Source organism: Gordonia sp. w5E2, assembly GCF_036540975.1.
Lineage (GTDB): Bacteria > Actinomycetota > Actinomycetes > Mycobacteriales > Mycobacteriaceae > Gordonia > Gordonia jacobaea.
The window spans coordinates 3,735,856-3,759,488 of the sequence record NZ_CP144213.1 but is presented as its reverse complement, the minus strand read 5'-3'; the positions used below and the strand labels follow the sequence as shown (position 1 = coordinate 3,759,488).

General features: G+C 65.5%; 22 protein-coding genes. 9 read left to right on the top strand and 13 right to left on the bottom strand.

Going from position 1 to position 23,633, the window contains the following annotated elements:
* Positions 1-2: 2 nt before the first annotated feature.
* Complete coding sequence (locus RND64_RS16950) at positions 3-629, bottom strand: Pr6Pr family membrane protein (protein WP_231894191.1); 627 nt, start codon at positions 627-629, stop codon at positions 3-5.
* A 61-nt stretch (positions 630-690) separates the two neighbouring features.
* Between RND64_RS16950 and RND64_RS16945 the strand changes: the two genes are divergently transcribed.
* Entirely contained in the window at positions 691-993 is a 303-nt protein-coding gene (locus tag RND64_RS16945) for a Dabb family protein (RefSeq protein ID WP_049698778.1), read from the top strand.
* On the opposite strand, the gene RND64_RS16940 is transcribed toward RND64_RS16945, so the two are convergent.
* Positions 990-1,649 (bottom strand): TetR/AcrR family transcriptional regulator, encoded by a 660-nt coding sequence (locus RND64_RS16940; RefSeq protein WP_049698779.1) that lies wholly within the window; start codon positions 1,647-1,649, stop codon positions 990-992. The genes RND64_RS16945 and RND64_RS16940 overlap by 4 nt on opposite strands.
* 119 nt (positions 1,650-1,768) lie before the next feature.
* On the opposite strand from RND64_RS16940, the gene RND64_RS16935 reads away from it, so the two are divergent.
* On the top strand, positions 1,769-3,181 hold the full coding sequence (locus tag RND64_RS16935; protein ID WP_049698780.1) for an MFS transporter: 1,413 nt from the start codon (positions 1,769-1,771) through the stop codon (positions 3,179-3,181).
* Between the two features lie 102 nt (positions 3,182-3,283).
* On the opposite strand, the gene RND64_RS16930 is transcribed toward RND64_RS16935, so the two are convergent.
* The 7 genes from RND64_RS16930 to RND64_RS16900 all read right to left on the bottom strand — a co-directional run bounded on the left by RND64_RS16930 (position 3,284) and on the right by RND64_RS16900 (position 11,384).
* Positions 3,284-4,060 carry an alpha/beta fold hydrolase gene (locus RND64_RS16930; RefSeq protein WP_049698781.1) on the bottom strand — a complete coding sequence of 259 codons (777 nt, stop codon included), beginning with the start codon at positions 4,058-4,060 and terminating at the stop codon, positions 3,284-3,286.
* An 18-nt stretch (positions 4,061-4,078) separates the two neighbouring features.
* A complete protein-coding gene (locus RND64_RS16925) occupies positions 4,079-4,876 on the bottom strand; it encodes a hypothetical protein (protein ID WP_049698782.1) in 798 nt (265 codons plus the stop codon).
* A gap of 44 nt (positions 4,877-4,920) precedes the next feature.
* Positions 4,921-6,063, bottom strand: a complete 1,143-nt coding sequence (locus tag RND64_RS16920) for an AI-2E family transporter (RefSeq protein ID WP_049698783.1) — start codon at positions 6,061-6,063, stop codon at positions 4,921-4,923.
* A 134-nt stretch (positions 6,064-6,197) separates the two neighbouring features.
* Positions 6,198-7,310, bottom strand: a complete 1,113-nt coding sequence (locus tag RND64_RS16915; protein ID WP_049698784.1) for an NDMA-dependent alcohol dehydrogenase — start codon at positions 7,308-7,310, stop codon at positions 6,198-6,200.
* A gap of 43 nt (positions 7,311-7,353) precedes the next feature.
* The gene (locus RND64_RS16910; protein ID WP_049698785.1) at positions 7,354-8,850 is read right to left on the bottom strand and encodes an aldehyde dehydrogenase family protein; all 1,497 of its coding nucleotides are present in this window, start codon (positions 8,848-8,850) and stop codon (positions 7,354-7,356) included.
* Positions 8,851-9,025: 175 nt separating this feature from the next.
* On the bottom strand, positions 9,026-9,673 hold the full coding sequence (locus tag RND64_RS16905; RefSeq protein WP_049698786.1) for a TetR/AcrR family transcriptional regulator: 648 nt from the start codon (positions 9,671-9,673) through the stop codon (positions 9,026-9,028).
* A 55-nt stretch (positions 9,674-9,728) separates the two neighbouring features.
* Entirely contained in the window at positions 9,729-11,384 is a 1,656-nt protein-coding gene (locus RND64_RS16900) for a sigma-54-dependent Fis family transcriptional regulator (RefSeq protein ID WP_049698787.1), read from the bottom strand.
* Positions 11,385-11,487: 103 nt separating this feature from the next.
* On the opposite strand from RND64_RS16900, the gene RND64_RS16895 reads away from it, so the two are divergent.
* The 7 genes from RND64_RS16895 to tuf all read left to right on the top strand — a co-directional run bounded on the left by RND64_RS16895 (position 11,488) and on the right by tuf (position 19,671).
* Positions 11,488-12,909: a carboxylesterase family protein gene (locus tag RND64_RS16895; RefSeq protein WP_083444355.1), complete on the top strand. Its 1,422-nt coding sequence runs from the start codon at positions 11,488-11,490 to the stop codon at positions 12,907-12,909.
* A 43-nt stretch (positions 12,910-12,952) separates the two neighbouring features.
* The gene (locus tag RND64_RS16890; protein ID WP_290725835.1) at positions 12,953-13,843 is read left to right on the top strand and encodes an exodeoxyribonuclease III; all 891 of its coding nucleotides are present in this window, start codon (positions 12,953-12,955) and stop codon (positions 13,841-13,843) included.
* 230 nt (positions 13,844-14,073) lie between these two features.
* On the top strand, positions 14,074-14,712 hold the full coding sequence (locus RND64_RS16885; RefSeq protein WP_049698789.1) for a hypothetical protein: 639 nt from the start codon (positions 14,074-14,076) through the stop codon (positions 14,710-14,712).
* 480 nt (positions 14,713-15,192) lie between these two features.
* Positions 15,193-15,564 (top strand): 30S ribosomal protein S12, encoded by a 372-nt coding sequence (gene rpsL / locus RND64_RS16880; RefSeq protein ID WP_005170078.1) that lies wholly within the window; start codon positions 15,193-15,195, stop codon positions 15,562-15,564.
* Positions 15,565-15,570: 6 nt separating this feature from the next.
* Entirely contained in the window at positions 15,571-16,041 is a 471-nt protein-coding gene (gene rpsG / locus RND64_RS16875) for a 30S ribosomal protein S7 (RefSeq protein ID WP_005170081.1), read from the top strand.
* Between the two features lie 137 nt (positions 16,042-16,178).
* A complete protein-coding gene (gene fusA, locus RND64_RS16870) occupies positions 16,179-18,284 on the top strand; it encodes an elongation factor G (RefSeq protein WP_049698790.1) in 2,106 nt (701 codons plus the stop codon).
* 196 nt (positions 18,285-18,480) lie between these two features.
* Complete coding sequence (tuf, locus tag RND64_RS16865; protein WP_049698791.1) at positions 18,481-19,671, top strand: elongation factor Tu; 1,191 nt, start codon at positions 18,481-18,483, stop codon at positions 19,669-19,671.
* 72 nt (positions 19,672-19,743) lie between these two features.
* Here the strand turns inward: tuf and RND64_RS16860 are convergent, their stop codons facing one another.
* The 4 genes from RND64_RS16860 to RND64_RS16845 form a co-directional block, all read right to left on the bottom strand.
* Complete coding sequence (locus RND64_RS16860; protein WP_235434341.1) at positions 19,744-20,127, bottom strand: hypothetical protein; 384 nt, start codon at positions 20,125-20,127, stop codon at positions 19,744-19,746.
* The gene (locus RND64_RS16855; RefSeq protein ID WP_049698792.1) at positions 20,124-20,975 is read right to left on the bottom strand and encodes a DUF692 domain-containing protein; all 852 of its coding nucleotides are present in this window, start codon (positions 20,973-20,975) and stop codon (positions 20,124-20,126) included. The genes RND64_RS16860 and RND64_RS16855 overlap by 4 nt, the downstream gene beginning before the upstream one ends.
* Before the next feature lie 66 nt (positions 20,976-21,041).
* Entirely contained in the window at positions 21,042-21,935 is an 894-nt protein-coding gene (locus RND64_RS16850) for a TIGR04222 domain-containing membrane protein (protein WP_160318047.1), read from the bottom strand.
* 462 nt (positions 21,936-22,397) lie between these two features.
* Complete coding sequence (locus tag RND64_RS16845) at positions 22,398-23,309, bottom strand: CDP-diacylglycerol diphosphatase (protein WP_235434342.1); 912 nt, start codon at positions 23,307-23,309, stop codon at positions 22,398-22,400.
* Between the last annotated feature and the right edge of the window lie 324 nt (positions 23,310-23,633).

Sequence of the window (23,633 nt, the reverse complement as noted above, 5' to 3'; positions counted from 1 at the left end):
GATCAGCGGACCGGCTCGTCGTGCAGTCGGTTGCTCGTGCCGCGTGTGCCGAGCCAGTACACGCCCGCTGAGAGCGCGGTCATCCCGATGAACACGACGACCACGCCGAGCGTCATCGACAGGTACCCCTGGCTTCGTGGATCGATGAACGGGTACGGGTACCAGTCGACGATGGGACCTCGCGTCAAGGTGTAGATGCCATAGAAGAGTGGAAAAGCCAACCACGTCAACCAGGACAGGGCGGGCAGCGACCTGGGTCGGAAGAGTGCCCAGTCGAGGAGTAGAACGAGCGGGATCAGGCGGTGCAGCACGGTGTTGGTCCACTCGCCGGAGAGATTGACGTCGATGTCCGACAACAGAAGTGCGTAGACGATCGCGGTGATCAGCATCGCGGTGGTGACGCCGCCGCGAAACCACTGCCACCACAACCCGGTTGGTGCCAACAGTGCACCGCCGAGGAGCACGATCGCCGCGGCCACGTTGCTCAGGATTGTGAAGTAGCTGAAGTAGTTGGCGAAGCCGAAACCGTCGGACGCGGTGACCGGGACGTACGCGATCGCAGCGATGCCAACGGCAGCGGCCACGAAGCGAAGGATGCGGATCCACACCTGACGGTCACCTCTGCTCACACCTCGCATTGTGCCAGTCGGGCTTTCTGTATCGGACGGGAGATGCGGCTAGATTCGTTACATGATTCGCAACGTGGTGGTGGGTCGGCTGCGGTCAGCGGACGGCGATGCGGCCGAGAGTGATCGCAGGCAACTCGACGAGGGGCTGGCCGGAATCGGTGCGCTGCAATTACCGGGCCTGCTGGCGAACCGTGTCGGCTTGGATGTGGGATTACGTGCTGGCGGTTGGAGTTTCGCGATCACCAACGACTGGGTCGACACCGATGCCTATCGGCGCTACGACGCTGATCCCGAACACAACCGCTACCGCGCGATGATCGTGGAGGTCTGCGAGCAGGTCGCCCGAGTGCAGTTCGAGATCTAGTCGCTCGGTGTCGATGCGCGACGCCGCGTGCTGCGTTGTGCGAGCGCGCCGTCGACCTGTGCTGTGATCGCGTCGCGGATGTCGAAGTCGGCGGAGTGGCCGGCCCAGTCGGGTAGTAGTCGGCTGACCGTCGGAAACTCGGTGAGGTCGCTGTCGTCGATGGATTGGTGCCATGACACCTCGTCGGGGGACCGCCTGGAAAGCGTGTCCTGCCACTGCAATTCCGAGGCGACGAGGTACCAGACGGCTCGCCAGGTGTCCAGCGCTGCGCCGTCGTCGAGCCCGAGTTCGGATGCGGCCGAGAGGAAGGCGTCGGCGAGGGCAAGTGCAGGCGTGCCGACGATGATGCCCTCGCGCAGGATCGACACGACCCACCCTATGCTGCGCATCTTCTCGTACATGTCGACCGCAACGGCGATCATGCGGTCACGAGGAGCGCCCGTCGGTTCGGCCCACGGGATGCGCGCCGCGACGTCGTTGAGTGCCAGACCGAGCAGTGCTGCCTTGTTCGGAACGTAGTTGTAGAGCGTCATCGGCTTGGTGCCCATGTCGGAGGCAAGGCGTCGCATGCTCAACGACTGCGGACCGTCCTGCTCGAGGATGCGGATGGCTGCCTCGACAATCTCGTCGAGTTGGAGGGACCGGGCTGCAGGCATCGTCCCATCATCCCATCGCCGTGCTCTTGGCGAGGTGACGCTGAGACGCTACGATCACGTACTAGTACGTAAACGTACGCGTACGTAAACAGATCCGAGCCGCGGGAAGAGGCGATTCAATGGCAGATCAGGAGACGGCTCGGGTTGCACATGGTCGTGTTGCGCAGGGTCGCGGTGCACTCATGGCCACCGTGTTCCTGCTGCAATTCCTTGTGGCGATGGACATTTCGCTCGTCAACATCGCGCTGCCCGCCATGCGCGCCGATCTCGGATTCACCGACGCGGGTTTGCAGTGGGTGGTCACCGCGTACCTGTTGACCTTCGCAGGGTTCATGCTCCTCGGCGGGAGGATCGGCGATCTGTGGGGGCGTCGAACCTCGGTTCTCGTCGGGTTGTCCGTCTTCGCGGTGGCGAGCATCGTCGGCGGATGTGCCGGGAGCGCAGGGGTTCTCGTCGCCGCGCGGGCGGTGCAGGGTGTCGCGGGAGCGCTGTTGGCTCCGGCGTCGTTGGCGCTGGTGGCCACCATCGACGACCCAGCCGTTCGCGCACGGGCGATGGGCCTGTGGGGTGGTGCCGGTGCAGCGGGAGGTGCGCTGGGCGTGGTGCTCAGCGGGGTGCTCACGCAGTGGTGGTCGTGGCGAGCGGTTCTCCTCGTCAACGTCCCGATCATCGTCATCGCGATGGTCGCTGCGCTGCGCGGAATCTCGCGTCGCGACGTCGGACGTACCACGCGGCTCGATGTTCCCGGCGCGGTCACCGTGACCCTCGGCGTTGCTGCCCTTGTCTATGCCGTGAGCGCTGGTGGCGATCGCGGGTGGGGATCGTGGCAGGCAGTCGGCGGATTCGTCGCCGCTGCAGTGCTATTGGCGATCTTCGTGGCGATCGAGCGATCGGCGTCGCATCCGTTGATGCCTCCGGGCCTGATGCGAAAACGAAGCGTGCTGGGCGCCAACGTGTTCGGATTCATGGTCGCCGCGGGGCAACTCGCCGCCTTCTACTTCTGCTCGCTCTATATCCAAACCGTATGGGGTGTCGAGAGTGCGCTGACGGGAGTGCTCTTCCTACCGTTCTGCGTCTTCGTCGTCGTGGGAATCTCGGTGGCACAACGACTTTCCGCGCGCATCGGAGCGCGGATGGCGATCGTGGCTTTCGGTATTGTTGCCGCCATTGGCCTCGGGCTGTTCGCGACGATGCCTGCGCAATTCGACTTCTGGCTCGGAATCCTGCTGCCGTCCGCGGTGACGGCTGTCGGGATCGGCGGCTCGATGGTGCTGATCGGAGCGGTCGCAACCGAAGGGGTGTCACCCGACGACGTCGGCGTGGCCTCGGGCGTGGTGAACAGTTCGCGGCAACTCGGCGGCACCATCGGACTGGCAGTCCTGGTGGCCGTGGCCAGCGGGTACGCGGTGCCGCGCGAGGGTTTTCAGGCGGGCTTCCTGCTCGGCGCGGTCCTGCTGGTGGTCGGGAGCCTCGCGGCGTGGCTCATCCTGCCGCGGCGTCGGAGACGCGATTCCGCGGGAGCGTCGGCGTAGCGCACGGTCGGCGTTCTAGAGCGCACGGTCGACGGTTTGGAGTGCCCAGTCGACGGTTTGGAGCGCACGGTCGAAGCTATAAGGCGCCCAGTCGATCCCGTGTCAGTTCTTCCGCGCGGCGATGACGTGGGCGGTGGCGGCGGGGTCGGGGCGGTGTCCCACGGACTCGGGGACGCGTACGAGTTCGGCGCCGCTGATCGCTTCGGCCAGGCGTGGCGCGGCCGCTTCGAGGAGCGGGAAGGTGTCGGAGCCGAGGAGGATCGTGACCGGCATGGTGATGGTGAGCATCTGCGGGGTCGGTTGCGAGAGGTCGCGCGCGAGCGTCGCGTCGTAGACCACCGACTGTGCGATCGCCAGCAGGCCGTCGAACATCGGACTGTCCCGGATCTGCTCGACGATCGCGGGTGGGAGGCCGACGCCTTCGAGTTGGAACGTCGTCACGGCGTCGGCGCGCCGGCCGTCGTCGACCATCTGTTGGAGTCTGTCGGGGAGGTCGTTTGCGGGGTCGTCCTCGCCGAAGCGGAACGGAGGTTCGGAGAGGAAGAGGTGGTCGATCGGTACGCCCCGCGACGCGGCGAACAGTGCGAGGATCGCGCCCGACGAGTGCCCGAGTACGGCGGCTCTGCCGCCGGTTGCGGAGATGACGGCGGCCAGATCCTCGGCCTCGCGCTCCGGCGAGTACGGCCGGGTGTCGCCACTGTCTCCACGGGCGCGTCGATCGAAGACGACGCCGGTGAAGCCCGCGTCGGCGAGTGCCTGCGCCAGCGGCGCGGCGTCGGACGCTTTCGACATCGCACCGTTGACCACGACGACCACGGGGCCGGCGCCAATCGTGTCGTACGCGATGGGTGTGCCGTCTTCAGATGTGACGTGGGCCATATCACCATTCAACCAAAATCAGCCCCGCTCGACGTCGAGGAGATACTCGCGGAGACGATCGCGGTGCCTGCTCACCCACCAGACACCGAACCGATGTGCGCCGTACCAGATCGCCGCGGTGACCAGGACAGCCAGCATCGCGCACAGCGCGAACTCGGTGTCGGTCTGTGCGGTGTCCCATCCCTGGCGGTTCGTGAGCTTCCAGATGGCGACCGGAGCGACGACGATCAGGGCGAACGCGAGCGGGAAGATCAGGTTCGGCATGGCGATCAACAGCCCCCAGCGGACGATCACCTGACGGAAACGCCGCCTGTTCTGCCAGCGCCACCGGAGAGAGCGCTGATGGTAGGGAAACGTGACGCCGACCAGGCCGCTCACCGCGAGCGCACCGAAAGGCACCACCGCGACCGCGAGTATGACCTCGATGGCGAACCGCCAGTGCGTGTGTTGCGTCAGCGCGATTGCCACCGCGATGACGGTGCACAGCGGACCGATGATCAACCAGACAGCCAGAACCTTCGCGCGCAGCAGTGCGGTGAGTTCGGCGGGATCGTCGATCGCGGCGAGAGCTCGTTCCGGGTCGCTGGTCAGTACGTTGGTGACGAACGCGTCGGTGTACATCCATCCCGCGAGCGCATACGGCAGACCCTCAGGACCGGTGAAGGTGAAGAACCACGATCGGGGGACGACGTACCAGAGGAACAGCACGATCGCTGCGCTCGACGCCACGGACAACAGGAGATCGCCGGGATGCCGCACGATATGCGTGACTTCGGCTCGGATCGCGGCACGCGTGGTGGGTGTGACCGCCTGCATGCGGTGAGGATAGTTGGTCGAGCTGCGAATTTCCGGCGGCCGTCTCAGGTTCCGTCGGCCGCGGGAATGCCCACATCACCGTCGGCGTCGGGTTCACCGGAATCGACGTCCCCAGCAGCGCTGCGATGAGTGCGGATGACTTCCACCGACTTGACCGTCGCCGCGAGAAGTGGGGCTCCGAGGACCATGCCGAGCAACCCGGCGGCGGTGCCTGCCACCATCGTCGCGAGCAATACGGCCATCGGGTGAAGCTGCAACGACGAGCCGAGTGCCCACGAACTGACGGCGCTCTGCACGGTGCCGTTGGAGATGACGAAGGTGATGGCGAGAATCAGTGCGGCAGTGGGGCCGTTGGAACCCAGTGCGATCAACACCACGAACGCCCCGGTGATCCAGGCGCCGACGAACGGGATGAAGGATAGGAAGAAGTAGAGCACGAAGATCGGAATTGCCAGCGGCACACCAAGAATCACCAGCGGGACCATGAAGATCGGTGCCGTCAGCACAGCCGTGAGCGCTGTGCCCCTGAAGTAGCCGCGAACCGATTGTCGGGTCACGGTGACGACCCCGTTGATCTCGGCCGGATCCGCGCCGGTCATGCGTGCCAGGAATGCGGGAAAACGGTCGGCATCGCGCAGCGCGAAGAAGAGGAAGAAGAGTGCGAAGAAGATGCCGATCAGCAGCGTGATGGCGCCATAGAACGTACTACTGAGCGATGCGAGAGCACCGAGCCCCACCTCGCGGGTGTGACTCTCGAGCGCGGTGCGCGCGTCCTCGAGCCACCGCGGGTCGATGTCGAGTTCGCCTACCCACCGTGTGAACGAGCGCCAGCCGAGCAGCGCTTGACCGTAGATGTCCGACCACTGGTCGACGACGCCCCAGATCACGATCGTGATCGTCCCGGCGCCGACGAGGATCGCGACGAGCAGCGCGAGGAAGACCGCGACTGTGGATGGCACGCCCATGCGGGTCAGTCGAGCGACGAGCGGTTCGAGTACCACGCTGATGATCACCGCGACGACGAGCGGGATCAGGATTCCACTCACCGCACCCAGCGCAAGCGCAGCGACGACTACGAGGGCAATGATGCCGAGTACGCACCAACTGGCCACCCCGATACGACGCAGATTCAGCGTCGCCTTCGGACCGGGATTCGCAGTAGCTGACGTGGCAGATGGCTCTTTCACCCCAGCAGGCTATCGGCAGCGCGCCGAATCGGCGCCTCAAATGGAACGGCCCGGCCGCGTCGGGGTGTCCGTCGCGGCCGGGCCGGGTAGGGGGTGGAGTCACGGCGGGGCGGGCCCGTGACACCAGGGGGTGATCAGTCGTCGTGGATGATCACACCGCGAATGTTCTTGCCGTCGCGCAGATCCTGGTAGCCCTCGTTGACCTGCTCGAGCGTGTAGGTCTGGGTGACCAGTTCGTCGAGCTTGAGCTGGCCGGCGTCGTAGAGGCGGAGCAGGCGGACGATGTCGTACTGCGGATTGGCCGAACCGAACAACGAGCCCTTGATGGTCTTCTCGTTGAGGGTGAGGTCGATGCCGGGCCAATGCACCGTGAACTTCGCGGGACTCGAGAGTCCGACGATCACGACCTGGCCACCCTTGCCGATGGAGCCGATCGCCGCGGACACCACGTCTTCGTCGACGGTGCCGACGGTGACGATCGCGGCGTCTGCACCCTGACCCCAGGACAGTTCGGTGATCTTCTCCTGAGCCTCTGCCGCAGATGCGAAAGCGTGTGTGGCGCCGAACTTCACGGCGGTGTCACGTTTGAACGCGACAGGGTCGACGACGACGACGTACTTGGCTCCGGCGTGTACAGCGCCCTGCACCGCGTTGATACCGATGCCGCCGATGCCGTAGATGACCACGATGTCGCCCGCGCGGACGTTGCCCGCGTAGACCGCCGAACCCCACCCGGTCGGCACGCCGCAGCCGACGAGGACGGCCTTGTCCAGCGGCAGCCAGTCGTCGACCTTGACCACCGAGTGCTCGCTGATCGTCGCGCGCTCGCTGAACGTGCCCAGCATGCACATGCCGCCGAAGTCCTGGCCGCCGCCGTGGAAGCGGAACGTGCCGTCGGGCAGCATGCCTTCGAGGATGGTGGCGCCCATGTCGCACAACGACTGTCGGCCCGTCGAGCAGTAGCGGCATGTGCCGCAACTCGGTACGAACGAGCAGACCACGTGATCGCCCGGCTTGACCTTGGTGACGCCGGGGCCGATCTCCTCGATGATGCCCGACCCCTCGTGGCCGCCGACCATCGGATAGCGCGGCGGCAGGTCGCCATCGGTGAGGTGGAGGTCGGAGTGGCACAGGCCCGCGGCGGTGTACTTGATCAGTACCTCGCCTTCCTTGGGGCCGTCGAGGTCGAGTTCCATGATCTCGAATGGCTTGCCCGCGTCGAGCAGTACGGCGGCTTTGGTTTTCACGGCTATTTCTCCTTGTGAATCAGTGGTGGATCGGGGTGTCGAATCAGAGCGCGACGTTGACGGCCTTGGTCTGGGTGTAGAGCTCGATCGCCGACTGGCCCAGCTCGCGTCCCCAGCCCGATTGCTTGTAGCCGCCGAACGGCATTGCGGTGTCGAAGCCGTTGTACTGGTTGACCCACACCGAACCCGCCTTGAGCTGGCGAGCGGTCTTGTGCGCCTTCGACAGATCGGTGGTCCAGATGCCTGCGGCGAGCCCGTAGATCGAATCATTCGCTGCCGCAGCCACTCCCGTGTCGGCGTCGAACGGCAGTGCCGCGACGACGGGACCGAAGATCTCCTCACGGACGATGGAGAAATCGGGCTCGACGTCGACGAACACTGTGGGCTCGATGAAGAAACCCTCGTCACCCCAACGCTTTCCGCCCGTCAGTGCGCGAGCGCCGTCGGCCAGGCCCGCAGCGAGGTAGCCCGAGACGCGGTCGAATTGTTCCTGGCTGACGAGCGGTCCGAGTTCGGTCGTCGGATCGAGGCCCGGCCCGATCTTGGCCTTCGACGCCGCTTCTGCGACGGCGGCGGTGAAGTCGTCGAAGATGGGGCGTTCGACGAAGAGTCGCGTTCCGGCGACGCAGCACTGGCCGTGGTTGAACATCCACGCTGCGACCGAACCGGCGACGGCCTGCTCGAAGTCGGCGTCGGCGAAGACGATGTTGGGGCTCTTGCCGCCGAGCTCGAGCGAGACCTTCTTGAGGTTGCCCTTCGACGCGTCGACGATTTTTTTGCCGACCTCGGTGGAACCGGTGAAGGCGATCTTGTCGACGTCGTCGTGCGCGGCGAGTGCGGCGCCCGCGTCGCCGAAGCCGGTGACGATGTTGACGACGCCGGGCGGGAAGCCCGCTTCGGTGAACACTTCGCCGAGCAACAGCGCCGTCAGCGGGGTCTGTTCGGCCGGCTTGAGGATGACGGTGTTGCCCGCCGCGAGCGCCGGGGCCAGCTTGAACGACGCCATCAGGAGTGGGAAGTTCCACGGAACGATCAGGCCGCAGACGCCGACGGGCTCGCGCAGCGTGTAGGCGTGGAACTCGCCGCCCGGCACGAACGGCATCGAGACGTCGACGGTGCTGCCGGTGATCTTGGTTGCCAGACCCGCGTTGTAGCGGAAGATGTCTGCCGACCAGGCGGTGTCGACGGCGGTCGCGATGGTGGCGGCCTTGCCGTTGTCGAGGGCTTCGAGCTGGCCGAACTCTTCGGCGCGCTCGTTGAGGATGTCGCCGACGCGCCAGAGCAGACGCTCACGCTCGTTGGGCTTCATGCGCGACCACGGGCCGTCGTCGAATGCCTTGCGCGCGGCGCGGACAGCGCGGTCGATGTCGGTGGCGTCGCCGCGGGCGACCGATGTCAGCGTGCGTCCGTTGGCGGGATCGATTGTTTCGAAGGTCGCACCGGATGCGGCGGTGACCCACTCACCTCCGATCAGCATCGGTCGATCGGTCGAGATGAAATCCCGGACCTTGGTTGCCAGTTCGGGTGCGACAGCGGTCATGCGTCCTCCTGCTCGAGCGTGCAGATCGTGATCTGCGTCATAGACGCGGATCTCTCTATAGTTCTGCCACTGCTCGCGCGGGACGAAGTGTCCAGAAACTGAACACTGCGATGAACACACGTCGGGACCGTGCCGACGGGTGACCCGCGAAGAGGGGGCCGGCGCGTCGACCCGTCTAATCGGAGTCGGCCCGCGGCAGGCTGCCCACCGTGTGGAGTGCAATGTCGACGTACTTTTCCGCCACCAACTGCGGGGTCAGCGGCCCGTCGTCGTGAAACCATCGCGGGATCGATTGGCACATGGCGAGAACCGCTCTGGTGGTTTCGGCGACGTCGCTGACGTGCATGACGCCGGTGGCTGTTCCGGTCTGCACGATGTCGAGGACCAGATCTTCGATCCCCTTGCGAAACACGCGATATCGCAACCGGTTCTCGGAGCTCGCATATCGAATCTCGCCTTCGACAGCCGCCAGCCGGACTCGACCCGTCATGACCAGGACGATCGATTCGATGACGTTGGCCAACTCGGTGACCGGGTCTCCCGCTGCAGCAGCCCTGGCAGCGTGGGCTCGCGCGAGCACGTCGCCGGTCGAGTACTCCAGAAGGGCCAGCAGGATGCCCTCTTTGCTCTTGTGGTGGTAGTAGAGGGCAGGGACCGTGACACCGACCTTCGCGGCGATCTGCCGCACGGAGGTGCCATGAAATCCGTTGTCGTAGAACGCCTCGAGCGCTGCCTGCAGGATCGGTGACAGCTCCGGTGGGTCGACGCGACGCCAACCGGGCGGCGTCGTGTCAGCATCCGCTCCCGCGGTCGACGCCGTCATGAGGACCCTAACTATCGCTCGATAAGTTCGGGTTCATCCTAGCGCGAGGCGGCCCTCAGATCCCCAGTGCGCGGATGCGCGCGTACAGGGTGGTGCGGCTGATGCCCAGGTCGCGGGCCGCGTGCACCTTGTTGCCGGTGTGCCGGTCGAGTGCCTCGAGAATGGCTGCGCGCTCGGCTTGTTCGCGTCCGGAGAGGTGGGCTGCCCGGCTGGTCGTGCGATGGTCGGCGGGCAGATCGGCGGGTTCGATCGCCCGCGCGCCACGAGCCTCGCACGAGCGCACGGCCCGCCGCAGCACCGAGGACAGTTCGACGAGGTTCCCGGGCCACTCCTGGCAGACGAGGGCCTCCAGCGTCGGCGCGCTGACCGAGTGCACCGGGGGTGAACCTGGTGCTGTTCCCGGGGCGATGTCGGTGAGCATCTCGTCGACGATGTCGGCCAGTTCGGAGGTGCGGTTGCGCAGCGCGGGGACGTCGATGCGCGTGGCGCACCTGGCAGTCAGTGCCGCGACGGTGGTTCGCGACTGATCCGGCGGCCCGGCGACGAGGACGAGCGGCGCTGTCTTGTCCGCCGTGCGGCACGCGGCCGCCAGGATGGTGAGCGACCTGTCGTCGAGCAGGTCGACGCCGTCGACGATCAGCGCGCGTGAGCGGCGTCGTGAATCGCCGATCAGGGCGCCGATGTCCGGCTGGTCGCCGGTGATCAACAGCTCGGCGACGTCGACGGTCATGGCGTCGGGTCCGGCCATCGAGCGAGCTCTGGTGCTGCGTCCGGTTCCGGGTTCGCCGGTGATCGCGGTGGTGGCCTGTCGCGTCGACGGCAGGTCGGTGCGGACCATCGGCCGTGCGGTCGACGCGTTGGGTCGCAGACCGAACAGCGCCGCCCCGCGGGCACCCACGACGGGTGTGGCGAGCACCTCGACGTCGACGCCGGATGCAAGGACCAGTTGCAGGGTGGTCTCCCGTAGTGCGGGGTCGGCGGCGACCGCACGTAATGCCGCGATATCGGTCGGCGAGAGTAGTTCTGCCGCACGTGAATTGGTGAGTTGCAGGTCTTCGCTGATCGCAGCGACGGCGACGTCGCGACGGGGTGCCGCGCGCTGGAATGCGTCGAGAACCCGACGCTGCTGGGCGCGTGAGCGGTCGAGGAGGCGGTCGGCGATATCGCCGACGATGCCGGTCACGAGGGGTACGGCAAGAGGGTTCATGCGGTCGGCGATCTCCGTCATGCACAGGATGCCTGCGAGGCGACGGGTGGCCGGGTGGATGATGGGCGCGCCAAAGCAGCTGAGCGACTTGAACTGCTCCAGGTAATGCTCGCGTCCGTTGACGGCCAATCCCCGACGTATCTCGGCGGGCGTGCCCAGCGCCGTGGTGCCGACGGTCTCCTCGCCGAGGTCGACGCCGGGTGTTGCGCCGACCCTGTCGAGTGCACGGTCGACGGTGGTGCCGAGGCAGACGCGGGAGACCATCCGGCACTCATGGTCGACGAGCAGTAGTGACGTGCCGGTGTCTGCGAGGCGTGCGGCGGCGTCGTCGAGAACTGGGCGAGCGGCGTCGAGTAGGACATCCGAGCGTGAGGCGTCGTCGACGAGCTCGGGGAGCGGGCTGTCGGGTTGGACGCCGGACAGCGCGGAGCGGCGCCACGACTGCGCGATCACAGCGCGTTGCGGCGCACTCTCCGATGAGGCGAACGATGTGTCGATGGTCACAACATGACACAGAATCGTCGCGAATGAAAGGTTGCGTGCCAGGGTCGTCGCCGGATGCGCGCACCGACCCGTTCATGGCCGAACTGTTCACTACGGTGGGGGAATGGCAACTCCGGCACCTGACGGCGTCCAATCCACTGACGGCGTCCAATCCACTGCCGACGTCGAATCCACTGACGACGTCGAGTCCACCGAGATCGCAACCTTCGATGCGCCCCGTGGTCGGGTCGTCGGCACGGTCGACGGTCCAGTCATTCGTGCGCGGGCCATCCCGTACGCCCGTGCCGATCGGTTTGCGGCGCCGGAGCCGGTTGCGCCGTGGACGGTTCCGCACCGCAGCGATGACCCCGCAGCCGCGTGCCCGCAGGTGTCCAGTCCGCTCGTGACGATGATGCTCGGCGGTCCGGCGACCAGTCTCGTCGCCGACGAGGACTGCCAGCGGTTGACCATCACGCGGCCCACTCGGGAGTTCGACGCCCCGCTACCGGTGCTGGTGTGGGTGCACGGCGGATCGTATGTGCTCGGCGCGGGCGACGAGCCGCACCACGACCCGAGCGCGCTGGTGTCTGAGCACAACGTGATCGTTGTGGCCGTCACCTACCGGCTCGGCGTGCTCGGGTTCCTCGGGGACGGCTCGCAGGAGCGTCCGGCGAACCTGGGACTGCTCGACCTCATCGCGGCGCTGGACTGGGTGCACGAGAACATCGCGGCGTTCGGTGGCGACCCCGATCAGGTCACCTGCGCCGGGCAATCCGCAGGCGCCGACGCAGTGGCGCACCTGATGACCGTGCCGCGCGCTGCCCGGCGTTTTCGACGGGCGATCCTGCAGAGCGCACCCTTCGGTATCCGCTGGAACCGCAGTGACATGGCCCGCGAGGTATTCGCGCGCACAAGCCATTTCGACGCCGAGACGCCTATCGGCGAGATTCTCGCGACGCAGCAGAAGCTGATCGTCGACGGGCCGCGGTACGGGCTGACGGGAGCGATGCCGTTGGGTGTGCAGTACGGGATTGAGCCGCTTCCCGCGGAGCCCGACGTCGAGGATGCGTGGGCGGCGTCGGCTCCCGACATCGACCTGCTGGTCGGCTGCACCCGCGACGAGATCGAGTTCTTCGTCCCCGGCGTTCCGATCGCCGAGACGGCGTCGCACTTCCCGGTGTTGGGCAGACCGATTCGACGCTTCGCCACCTCACTGATCACCCGCAAGGTCTACACCGCACCGACCGCCGACTTCGCGCGTAAACACGCGGCGGCGGGCGGCAGCGTCGTCGACTATCGGTTGCACTGGCACGCACCGGGGAACGCGCTCGGCGCCGCGCACTGCGTCGATTTGCCCCTGCTCTTCGGCGTCGAGGAACAGTGGGCGGGTGCGCAGTTGCTCGAGGGTGCGACGTGGTCGCAGGTCGACGAGGCCGGCCGGATACTGCGCGCCATCTGGGGTCGCTTCGTCCGTGGTGAGGATCTCGGCGAGCGCCAACCCGACGACGCGCGATCGGTGCTGCGGTATCGGCGGGTGTCGGCGTAGGTCGGCGGCATCCGGGCACCACGACCTGACTAGCGTGGTGTGTATGCGCGTGGCGACCTGGAACGTGAACTCAGTCAAACAACGCATCCCGCGACTGCTGCCGTGGCTCGACGAACGCTCACCCGACGTGGTCTGCCTGCAGGAGACCAAACTCTCCGACGACGTGTTCGACACCGTCCTCGGCCCCGAATTCACTGAGCGCGGTTACCAATTCGCGCACGTGGGGCAGGGGCAGTGGAACGGGGTCGCGATCTTGTCGAAGGTCGGACTCGACGACGTTGTCGCCAACTTCGACGGCGCGCCCGGCTTCCCCGACCCCGCGTCGGCGCCGGAGGCCCGCGCTGTCTCGGCGGTGTGCGGGGGAGTGCGCATCTACTCGCTGTACGTACCCAACGGCCGCGAACCCGACTCGGATCACTACCAGTACAAGCTGTCGTGGTTGGAGCGGTTGCGCGAGGTCGTCGCGGCCGGCACGGGCGTCGACGCTCCGTCGAACACGATGCTGTGCGGCGACGTGAACATCGCGCCCGCCAACGCCGACGTCTACGACCCGGCCGCGTTTGCCGGCCACACGCACGTGACCGTCGCCGAGAGGTCGGCGCTCGAAGACATCGAGGGACTCGGGCTGCGCGACGTCGTGCGCGATCGCTGGCCCGACGAGCGGGTGTTCAGCTACTGGGACTATCGGGCGGGCATGTTCCACAAGGACCTCGGCATGCGTATCGACCTGATCCTCGCCGGCGCCGATGTGGCCGCCCGGGCGAAGGCCGCGTGGGTCGACCGCGCCGCGCGCAAGGGCACCAAACCCAGCGACCACGCCCCGGTCGTGGTCGACCTCGACACCGCCCCCGACGGCGACATCGGGCCGATGGTGCCCCCGCCTTCGAACCCCGCCCGCAAGGGCGCCACCGCCCGTTTGCCGCAGGCGAAGTAGGCGCGGGGAACCGCCCATAACGCTAAATGTGTGTCGTATCGAAAGATGTGGGTGCTCCAGCACACAGATCCTTCGATTCGACACACATCCAGCCCGGCCGGGATGGGGCTCGATCAGCGGCATGGGGCTCGATCAGCGGGCAGAAAGTAGGGGAAACGACGCTGACGCCAGTTATGCCCCGCATCCGTCTACTCGCGCCCGCGTCTGTCGTGGCGTGACAGCATCGGGCCATGACCTCGCAGAGCCGGCCGACCCGACGCACCCCGCGCGCCGAGTGGCGCGGAATTCTCACCAGGCGTCGCGGAGACCCGCTTCCGCCCAGACGCGCGGCGTCGAGATTGTCGGCGTACGTCTACGGCAACATCATGGTGCTGGCGGCGCTGGTGACGGCGTCGGCTCACGCGGTCGAGAACGGCGATGCGACCTGGCTGGTGCTCGGGACCGGCCTCACCACCTACGTCGCCCACGTCTTCGCCGACCTGGTCGCGGGCAGCAGCATCCCGGAGGCACACGGTCAGGACGCTCAGGCCCACGATTCGGCAGCCCCCGACGCCCAGGCCCCCACGCATGAGCGACCGGGCGACGCGGCCCGTCGGCACGTGCGCCACGAGCTGCGTGATGCGACGCCGATCATCTCGTCGGCGATCCTTCCCGCTATCGCTTTGGCGCTCGGCTGGGCGGATGTGTTGCCGACGGCGTGGGCGCACGGGATCGCGGGAGCGGTCGTGGTGCTGCGCATTGCGAGCGTGCCGATCGTCGTCGCGCGTGTGCGCGGAGAAGAGGTCAGCATGAAGGTGATCGTCGCGGGTCTCCTCACGGCTGCGCTCGCCGCCGTGGTCGTGCTGCTCAAGGTTCTTCTCGCGCACTGATGCAGCGGTACCCTCGCGCGTATCGGGTCCCTACCAGCGACGATGCCGGGAACAAGAGACCGTTGACGGTCGTTGGAAGCCCGTATACGTCACCGACTGTTCAGCTCCCGGAGAGCTGCAGGTCGGACTGTGGATCCGTTTTTTGACCTGTGGAAATCAGGTCGGTAGAGTGGATCGTCGGTGCCCGGCTGCCCGGGCAACGTCCGCATGCCCTCGCCGGGTTACCGGTGGCGATCGGATCGAGATCATTCTCTCCCAGAGAAGGCCTCGGCACACGCCAGGCGCGCCGGACTACACCAAGCCAGTCCGCTGTCGGGTGCTTGACACGCCCGACCTCGGGGTAGCAATAACTGTACTGACCAGCACAGAAGTGCCGGTGGGGCGAGTTGTGGAAGCAACCAGAATCGGATTTATCCACTCTGAGCGCTTGCCCGGAGCACAAACCACGACACGACGACAACAGAGGAATGAAACTCACAAGTGCCAACGATTAACCAACTGGTCCGCAAGGGCCGTCACGACAAGACCGCCAAGAAGAAGACGGCGGCCCTCAAGGGAAGCCCGCAGCGTCGCGGCGTGTGCACCCGCGTCTACACCACCACCCCCAAGAAGCCGAACTCCGCGCTCCGTAAGGTCGCCCGCGTGCGCCTGACGAGCTCCGTCGAGGTCACCGCTTACATCCCGGGTGAAGGCCACAACCTCCAGGAGCACTCGATGGTGCTCGTGCGCGGCGGTCGTGTGAAGGACCTCCCCGGTGTTCGCTACCGCATCATCCGCGGCTCGCTCGACACCCAGGGTGTCAAGGACCGCAAGCAGGCTCGCAGCCGCTACGGCGCCAAGAAGGGAAGCTGATAAGCGATGCCACGTAAAGGACCCGCACCCAAGCGCCCCCTCGTCAACGACCCGGTCTACGGCTCGACGCTGGTTACCCAGCTCGTGAACAAGATCCTCCTCGACGGCAAGAAGTCGACTGCCGAGCGCATCGTCTACCAGGCCCTCGAGCAGGCTCGTGAGAAGACCGGCACCGATCCGGTCGTCACCCTCAAGCGCGCGCTCGACAACGTCAAGCCGACCCTCGAGGTCAAGAGCCGCCGCGTCGGCGGTGCCACCTACCAGGTGCCCGTCGAGGTCAAGCCGAACCGCGCCAACACCCTCGCACTGCGTTGGCTGGTGACCTTCAGCCGCCAGCGTCGTGAGAAGACCATGGTCGAGCGCCTGGCCAACGAGCTGCTCGACGCCTCCAACGGCCTCGGCGCTTCGGTCAAGCGTCGCGAGGACACCCACAAGATGGCAGAAGCCAACCGGGCGTTCGCGCACTACCGCTGGTGACGTAACCGCCCACGGGCACTGGCCGCTCGGAGCGGAGCGAAGAGCGGCCAGTCCACCCGAGCTTGCGAGGGTGGGCTGCGCAGCCGCGGCTAGAAACAAGACAGCCTTTAGTCCCAAGATTTCCCGAAGGGAACGGAATGGCACAGGAAGTGCTCAGCGACCTGAAAAAGGTCCGCAACATCGGCATCATGGCCCACATCGATGCCGGCAAGACCACCGCGACCGAGCGAATCCTCTTCTACACCGGTGTCAACTACAAGATCGGTGAAACCCACGACGGTGCTTCGACCACCGACTGGATGGAGCAGGAGAAGGAGCGGGGGATCACCATCACCTCCGCCGCCGTGACGTGCTTCTGGAACGGCAACCAGATCAACATCATCGACACCCCCGGCCACGTCGACTTCACCGTCGAGGTCGAGCGCAGCCTGCGCGTGCTCGACGGTGCCGTTGCCGTCTTCGACGGCAAGGAAGGCGTGGAGCCGCAGTCCGAGCAGGTCTGGCGGCAGGCCGAGAAGTACGACGTCCCGCGTATCTGCTTCGTCAACAAGATGGACAAGCTGGGCGCCGACTTCTTCTTCACCGTGCGCACCATCGAGGAGCGCCTCGGCGCGAAGCCGCTGGTTCTTCAGCTTCCGATCGGCGCCGAGGACAACTTCGACGGCGTCGTCGACCTGATCGAGCAGAAGGCGATCACCTGGCGCGGCACCGTCGAGATCGGTGCAGAGCCGACCATCGAGGAGATCCCCGCTGATCTCGTCGACCAGGCTGCGGAGTACCGCGAGAAGCTGCTCGAGATCGTCGCCGAGAGCGACGAGGCTCTGCTCGAGAAGTACTTCGGCGGTGAGGAGCTCTCGGTCGAGGAGATCAAGGGCGCCATCCGCAAGCTGACGATCGCGCGTGAGTACTACCCGGTCATCTGCGGTTCGGCCTTCAAGAACAAGGGCGTTCAGCCGATGCTCGATGCGATCATCGACTACCTGCCGTCCCCGCTGGACGTGCCGAGCGTCGAGGGTCACGCCGTTGGCAACGAAGAGGAGATCCTCTCTCGTAAGCCCAGCGCAGACGAGCCGTTCTCCGCACTGGCGTTCAAGATCGCCGCGCATCCGTTCTTCGGCAAGCTGACCTTCGTTCGTGTGTACTCCGGCCACATCACGGCGGGCACCCAGGTGCTCAACGCGACAAAGGGCAAGAAGGAGCGCATCGGCAAGCTCTTCCAGATGCATGCCAACAAGGAAATGCCGGTCGAGGACGCCACCGCGGGCCACATCTACGCGATGATCGGTCTCAAGGACACCACCACCGGCGACACCCTGTGCGACCCGAGCGCGCCCATCGTCCTCGAGTCGATGAGCTTCCCGGACCCGGTCATCAACGTCTCGATCGAGCCCAAGACCAAGTCCGACCAGGAGAAGCTCGGTACCGCGATCCAGAAGCTCGCCGAAGAGGACCCGACGTTCTCCGTGCAGCTCGACGACGAGACCGGCCAGACCGTCATCGGCGGTATGGGTGAGCTCCACCTCGACATCCTCGTCGACCGCATGAAGCGCGAGTTCAAGGTCGAGGCCAACGTGGGTAAGCCCCAGGTTGCCTACCGCGAGACGATCCGCAAGGCCGTCGACAAGCACGAGTACACGCACAAGAAGCAGACCGGCGGTTCGGGCCAGTTCGCGAAGGTCATCATCAAGCTCGAGCCCCTCGTGGATGCCGAGGATGGTGCGACCTACGAGTTCGTGAACGCCGTCACCGGTGGTCGCGTCCCGCGCGAGTACATTCCGTCGGTCGACGCCGGCGCGCAGGATGCCATGCAGTACGGTGTCCTCGCCGGCTACCCGCTGGTCAACTTGAAGGTCACGCTGCTCGACGGTCAGTACCACGACGTCGACTCGTCGGAAATGGCCTTCAAGATCGCCGGTTCGCAGGCCCTCAAGGAAGCTGCGAAGATGGCGAGCCCGGTCATCCTGGAGCCGATCATGGCCGTTGAGGTCACGACTCCTGAGGATTACATGGGCGACGTGATCGGCGACCTGAACTCCCGCCGTGGCCAGATCCAGGCCATGGAGGAGCGCAGTGGTGCACGTGTCGTCAAGGCACAGGTGCCGCTGTCGGAGATGTTCGGCTACATCGGCGACCTCCGGTCGCGGACCCAGGGCCGAGCTAACTACTCCATGGTGTTCGACTCGTACGCCGAGGTTCCGGCGAACGTGTCGAAGGAGATCATCGCCAAGGCCACCGGCGAGTAATTCGCCGGCCGGTCTCCGGCTTTGACCGCGCGCCAACGGCGCACGCGTCGTGCGGGCACGCAGTGTGTTCCGCGCGGGCACGCAATGTGACCCGTGCGGGCACGCAATACGGGTGTTCGTACGACGCGGACAACGTAAGAGAAAACCCCTGCTGGGATCCGCCCAGTAGAGCAACACAGTCCAGGAGGACAAACAAGTGGCGAAGGCGAAGTTCGAGCGGACCAAGCCGCACGTGAACATCGGCACCATCGGTCACGTCGACCACGGCAAGACCACCCTGACCGCGGCCATCACCAAGGTCCTGCACGACAAGTATCCGGAGCTCAACAAGGCATCTGCCTTCGACGAGATCGACAAGGCTCCGGAGGAGAAGGCTCGTGGTATCACGATCAACATCTCCCACGTCGAGTACGAGACCGAGAAGCGCCACTACGCGCACGTTGATGCCCCGGGTCACGCCGACTACATCAAGAACATGATCACCGGTGCTGCTCAGATGGACGGCGCGATCCTCGTGGTCGCCGCCACTGACGGCCCGATGCCGCAGACCCGCGAGCACGTGCTGCTGGCCCGCCAGGTCGGTGTTCCTTACATCCTGGTCGCCCTGAACAAGGCCGACATGGTCGACGACGAAGAGATCATCGAGCTCGTCGAGATGGAGGTCCGCGAACTGCTGGCCGCCCAGGACTTCGACGAGGACGCTCCGGTCGTCAAGGTGTCGGCACTCAAGGCTCTCGAGGGCGACGCCGAGTGGGTCAAGTCCGTCGAGGACCTGATGGACGCTGTCGACGAGTCGATCCCGGATCCGGTTCGCGAGACCGACAAGCCGTTCCTGATGCCCGTCGAGGACGTCTTCACGATCACCGGCCGCGGCACCGTGGTCACCGGTCGTGTGGAGCGCGGCGAGGTCAACGTGAACGAGGAAGTCGAGATCGTCGGCATCCGCGAGAAGTCGACCAAGACCACGGTCACCGGCATCGAGATGTTCCACAAGCTGCTCGATTCGGCTCAGGCAGGCGACAACGCCGGTCTGCTGCTCCGCGGCCTCAAGCGTGAGGACGTCGAGCGTGGCCAGGTCATCGTGAAGCCGGGCACCACGACCCCGCACACCGAGTTCGAGGGCCAGGCATACATCCTGTCCAAGGACGAGGGCGGCCGTCACACCCCGTTCTTCAACAACTACCGTCCGCAGTTCTACTTCCGTACCACGGACGTGACCGGCGTCGTTACCCTCCCCGAGGGCACCGAGATGGTCATGCCGGGCGACAACACCGAGATGAGCGTCAAGCTCATCCAGCCTGTCGCCATGGACGAGGGCCTGCGCTTCGCCATCCGCGAGGGTGGCCGCACCGTTGGTGCGGGTCGAGTCACCAAGATCATCAAGTGATTTAGTTTCACCGATGATCTGACTCACTGAGTCAACGAAAGGCGCCCGGTCACGAAAGTGGCCGGGCGCCTTTCATTTTCCTCGGCCCCGCCAGAGGATTCGACGACGCGCTCGGGGTGGCGACCACAGTCCGGTGTCGGTCAGGTGTGCGACGAAACCGGTTGCGTCGCGCGAGGATCCGGTCGGCGCCCGCCCGCGTGCCCAGGCGACGAAAGCGTCGTCGAACTGTGTCCCGAGATGTGCACGAACTTGCGGGAGCCGCCGCGCGACTTCACCACATCGCTTGCGCAGCAACGCATTCTCCGTTGCTTTCAGACGATCGACGTCGAATCCCGGCGGAGGCGAGCCGCCCGAGACGAGCGCGCTCACCAGAGCGCTCTGGCGTTCGGCGAGTGTCGGTATGCCGTCTGGGTGCGATTCGACAGGGTGCGATTCGATGGTGTCGCGCGCGTTCATGATGCGTTCTCCCAGGGGCGATTCCACATCGGCCGGTCGACGTCCGCGGCGTCGGCGATGGCGTTCAACTCATCGACGAGTTCGGTTGCCGGCGGATAGTGCCCGTCACGCTCGAGCAGGAACGCGCCGGTACGACCTGTTGCCGCGAGTTGTGTGACCAAGGCGAGCACGTCGTCTGGCACCGGGGCCGTGTGGGTGTCGTGGTAGAGCTGGCCGTCGGGCTCGCCGCCTGCCACATGGCAGTATGCGACCCGATCGAGGGGGAGTCTTGCGAGGTCCGAGGCGGGATCGGAACCCCGATTGACAGCGCACGCATAGACATTCGCGACGTCGATGAGGAGGTACACGCCGGTGCGCTCGACGAGTTCGGCAAGGAACTCGGCGTCGGTGTACTCGTCGTCGGGCCACTCGAACAGCGACGCGATGTTCTCCACCGCAAGTGGCACGGGTAGGCAGTCCTGGGTGCGTCGAATATTGTCGGTCAGCGCATCGAGGGCCTCGCGACTACGTGGGACCGGGAGGAGGTGTCCCGCCTCGACACCGCCTGCTCGGACGAAGGCGATGTGTTCGCTGACCAATGGTGCGTTGAGAGTCTCGGCGCAGCGAGTCAGTACTGAGATTTGCTGTGCGGTAACGGGTTCTGCACCTCCGAGTGAGAGTCCCACGCCGTGCGGGATGATCGGGACGTTCAGTGCCATGAGGTCGGGAAGCCAGCAGTGGGGGTCGTCGAGTACGGGTACCGACTCCGCGATGACCTCACAGAATCCGAGGCCCGACAGTTGTGCGATCACCCCGGAGATCTCCGGACGCCAACCGATACCGATTCCGGCAGGCAATTCAGTTGTCATGGGACTGCTCCTTTTCGTGTCGTGCCCTTCTCGTATCGTGCTGCCTGGTACGCGGGCGTGACTTGCTCACCCGCCGCAGCCTCCGCCACCGCCCCCGCAACTGCTCGACGAACCGCAACTGCTCGACGTACTGCAGCTACTCGTCGAATCGAAACCGCCTCCGAAATAGCCGCCCGTGCCCCACGAGGCTGCGATGTGGCCCCTCGACACTGTCGCGTTCGCTGCAAAGAGGGGGTCGATGAGCTCGACGATGCGAATTCCGAAGAGCGCGACGCCGACCGCTGCGGCCGTCGGACCATACGTGCGTACGGCCGGCCGCAGTTCAGGTCGAAGGTGTCGGTTCCTCGATCTCGCGGCGTCCAGGGCTTTGTCGCCGCGGATCGTGCGTCGTTGCTGGAGCCCTGACACGAACATCAGGGACACCATGTCGACGACGAGGACGGCGACCAGCAGGCCGGTCGGCTTTGCGTTACTCAGCCCTGCGAACATCCTGATCACCCCGATGACCATGAAGAGCACCAACGCAATTCGGACACCTCGGGCCGAGGGTTCCGTGAGGTAGCCGCGTACGCGCAATTCGTTTCGTAGGTCGACGCGGGCAGATCGGGTTGTTTTGGCCACATCCTTGCGCTTTCCCGACTGGTTACGGAGCGCCTCGAGTGTCGTGCGGGACAATTGATCGAGTCGGGATTTCGTGCGTGACGGCGTCGGGTTCGGCTGACCGTCGGAGTCGATGTAGCCCTGGGTGAGCAATTGGGTGAGCGCCGCGAGGTAAGCGTTGCGATCGGACACCAGCATGCCGATCTCGGTGGGTGTCAGTCGGTCGATCGGATCGTCGAGGCGGATGCGTCGTGCGCGGTAGATGTCGCAGAGCGCCCAGACCAAGCATGCAACGGAGGCTGTGGCGAAAATGGTGAGGAAGACCGGGCCGGAGATTCCCCAGGTGTTGTGACTGTGCATGTGTTCCACCACCTTTCGTGAAGGGTCGACCATGTGTCGCCATCGGAGCGGTAACGCGCCATCGCGCACATCCGCGGCGCTGGCAGGTCGATATGTGGGGTGCCCGACAGGCCCCGTGGCGGGGTCGGGCAGATAGGAGTGCGGCGTACCGGGCGTGGCTATCAGCCGTGTCGGGAGTTGTTGCCGCGCTGGATGACCCGTGGACCAGGAAAGGTCAGACAGGATGTCAGAACTGGGTCACATGGAGGTGATCGTGTACGTCATCTGTTGTCTCGGTGTCGTTGTTCATGACCACCTCCTTCTTCTTCGTATCGAAGAGCTGCGTGGCGTGGAATGTTCACCGCGCCAGGTCATCTCAGTATCGGGGTGGCGTCGCAAATCGCCACTTCTCGGCGCACTTCGTCACCGATTCGTGACCGTCGACCAACTGTTTCGACGACACGCTGTCGAGCGCGTGAACGACTACACGCCCCACCCGTAGACATAGTCGGCGAGTCCGGTTCCGTGGGCTGGTGAGACGCCCGGCAGATTCGGTGTGCTGTTGAGGACGTAGTACGTGTTGGGCGTGCCGGCGTCGATGACGGCGATCGACTGCGTGTACATCGCCTCGCCCTTGGGAAGTTGCTTGTGCAGGACTCGGAACAGATTCGGCAGCGAGCCCGTGTACTTCACGATGCGGAACTGCGCGCTCGTCTTCGTCTTATGCGGATCATTCACCGGGAGGTTCACGTTGGTCGTGGTCCACCTATCGAGGTTCCGCTGTGGGTTCTTGATCGCCTTGAGCGCCGACACGGTCGCGGGATTGGCCACCGCGAGATGGATGTGAAGCTGATCCTTGCCACGCGCCTCCGCCGAATTCACGCCAATGGCAAGGGGTTTCGCGGGTACCTTGGCGACCCACTTCTGCGCCTCCGCCCACGCGGAGTACCAGAGGTTCAACTGCGAACCGTCCCACAGATACGAGCATTCGATGCCCTTGATGCGATTGGTCGGAACCAGCAGGTAGTCGTCGCCGTGCCCGGGATGATCGCCGCCGAGGCGTATCGCATAACGCTTGGGGTGCTTTTTGTCGGGTTGGTACTTCGCCGCGGGCGTCACGACGTCGAGGTTGCCGGGCTTGAACGGCTTGACGCCCGTCTCACCCTTCACGTCGTCCCAGAGCGTGAATCGGGGGTCGGTCTTTCCGGAGTCCGAGTCGAGTCCGCACCCTGCCGGTGGCGGCGCGACCTTGGGTGCGGCGGTGGCGATACCCCCTCCGAATGCCGTGCTGATGGCGATCGCCGCACCGATGGCGAGTGTGGCGAGTCGTCGACTCCCGCTCGTTCGTGGTCGTGGCGTCGTCCGAAGCGACGTTTCCCGCAATCGAGACTTCATGTCTGGCCTCTCGCCAATTCAGGTGGCCTACGGCGCCGGGTTCAGGTGGCCTACGGCGGCTCGTGCGGGAATCATCTTCCACGTTCAGGCACGGTCCAGCGGTGGAAAAGGGCGAATCCGTGTCCTGCGTTCGGCGGACATCAGCGGTGTTCCGGCGTTGTCGACTCGACTGCAGAGGTGTCATCGAAACTAACCAAACGAGTAACTCTAGTTAACACAAGTCACATCCGCCACTTTGGTAACTGACCGGTCTCAATGTCGGAGACCTGTGGTCACGACGCCCGATTGGCCTGGCCCGGGTGTGGGCGGTCGCAATACGGTTCA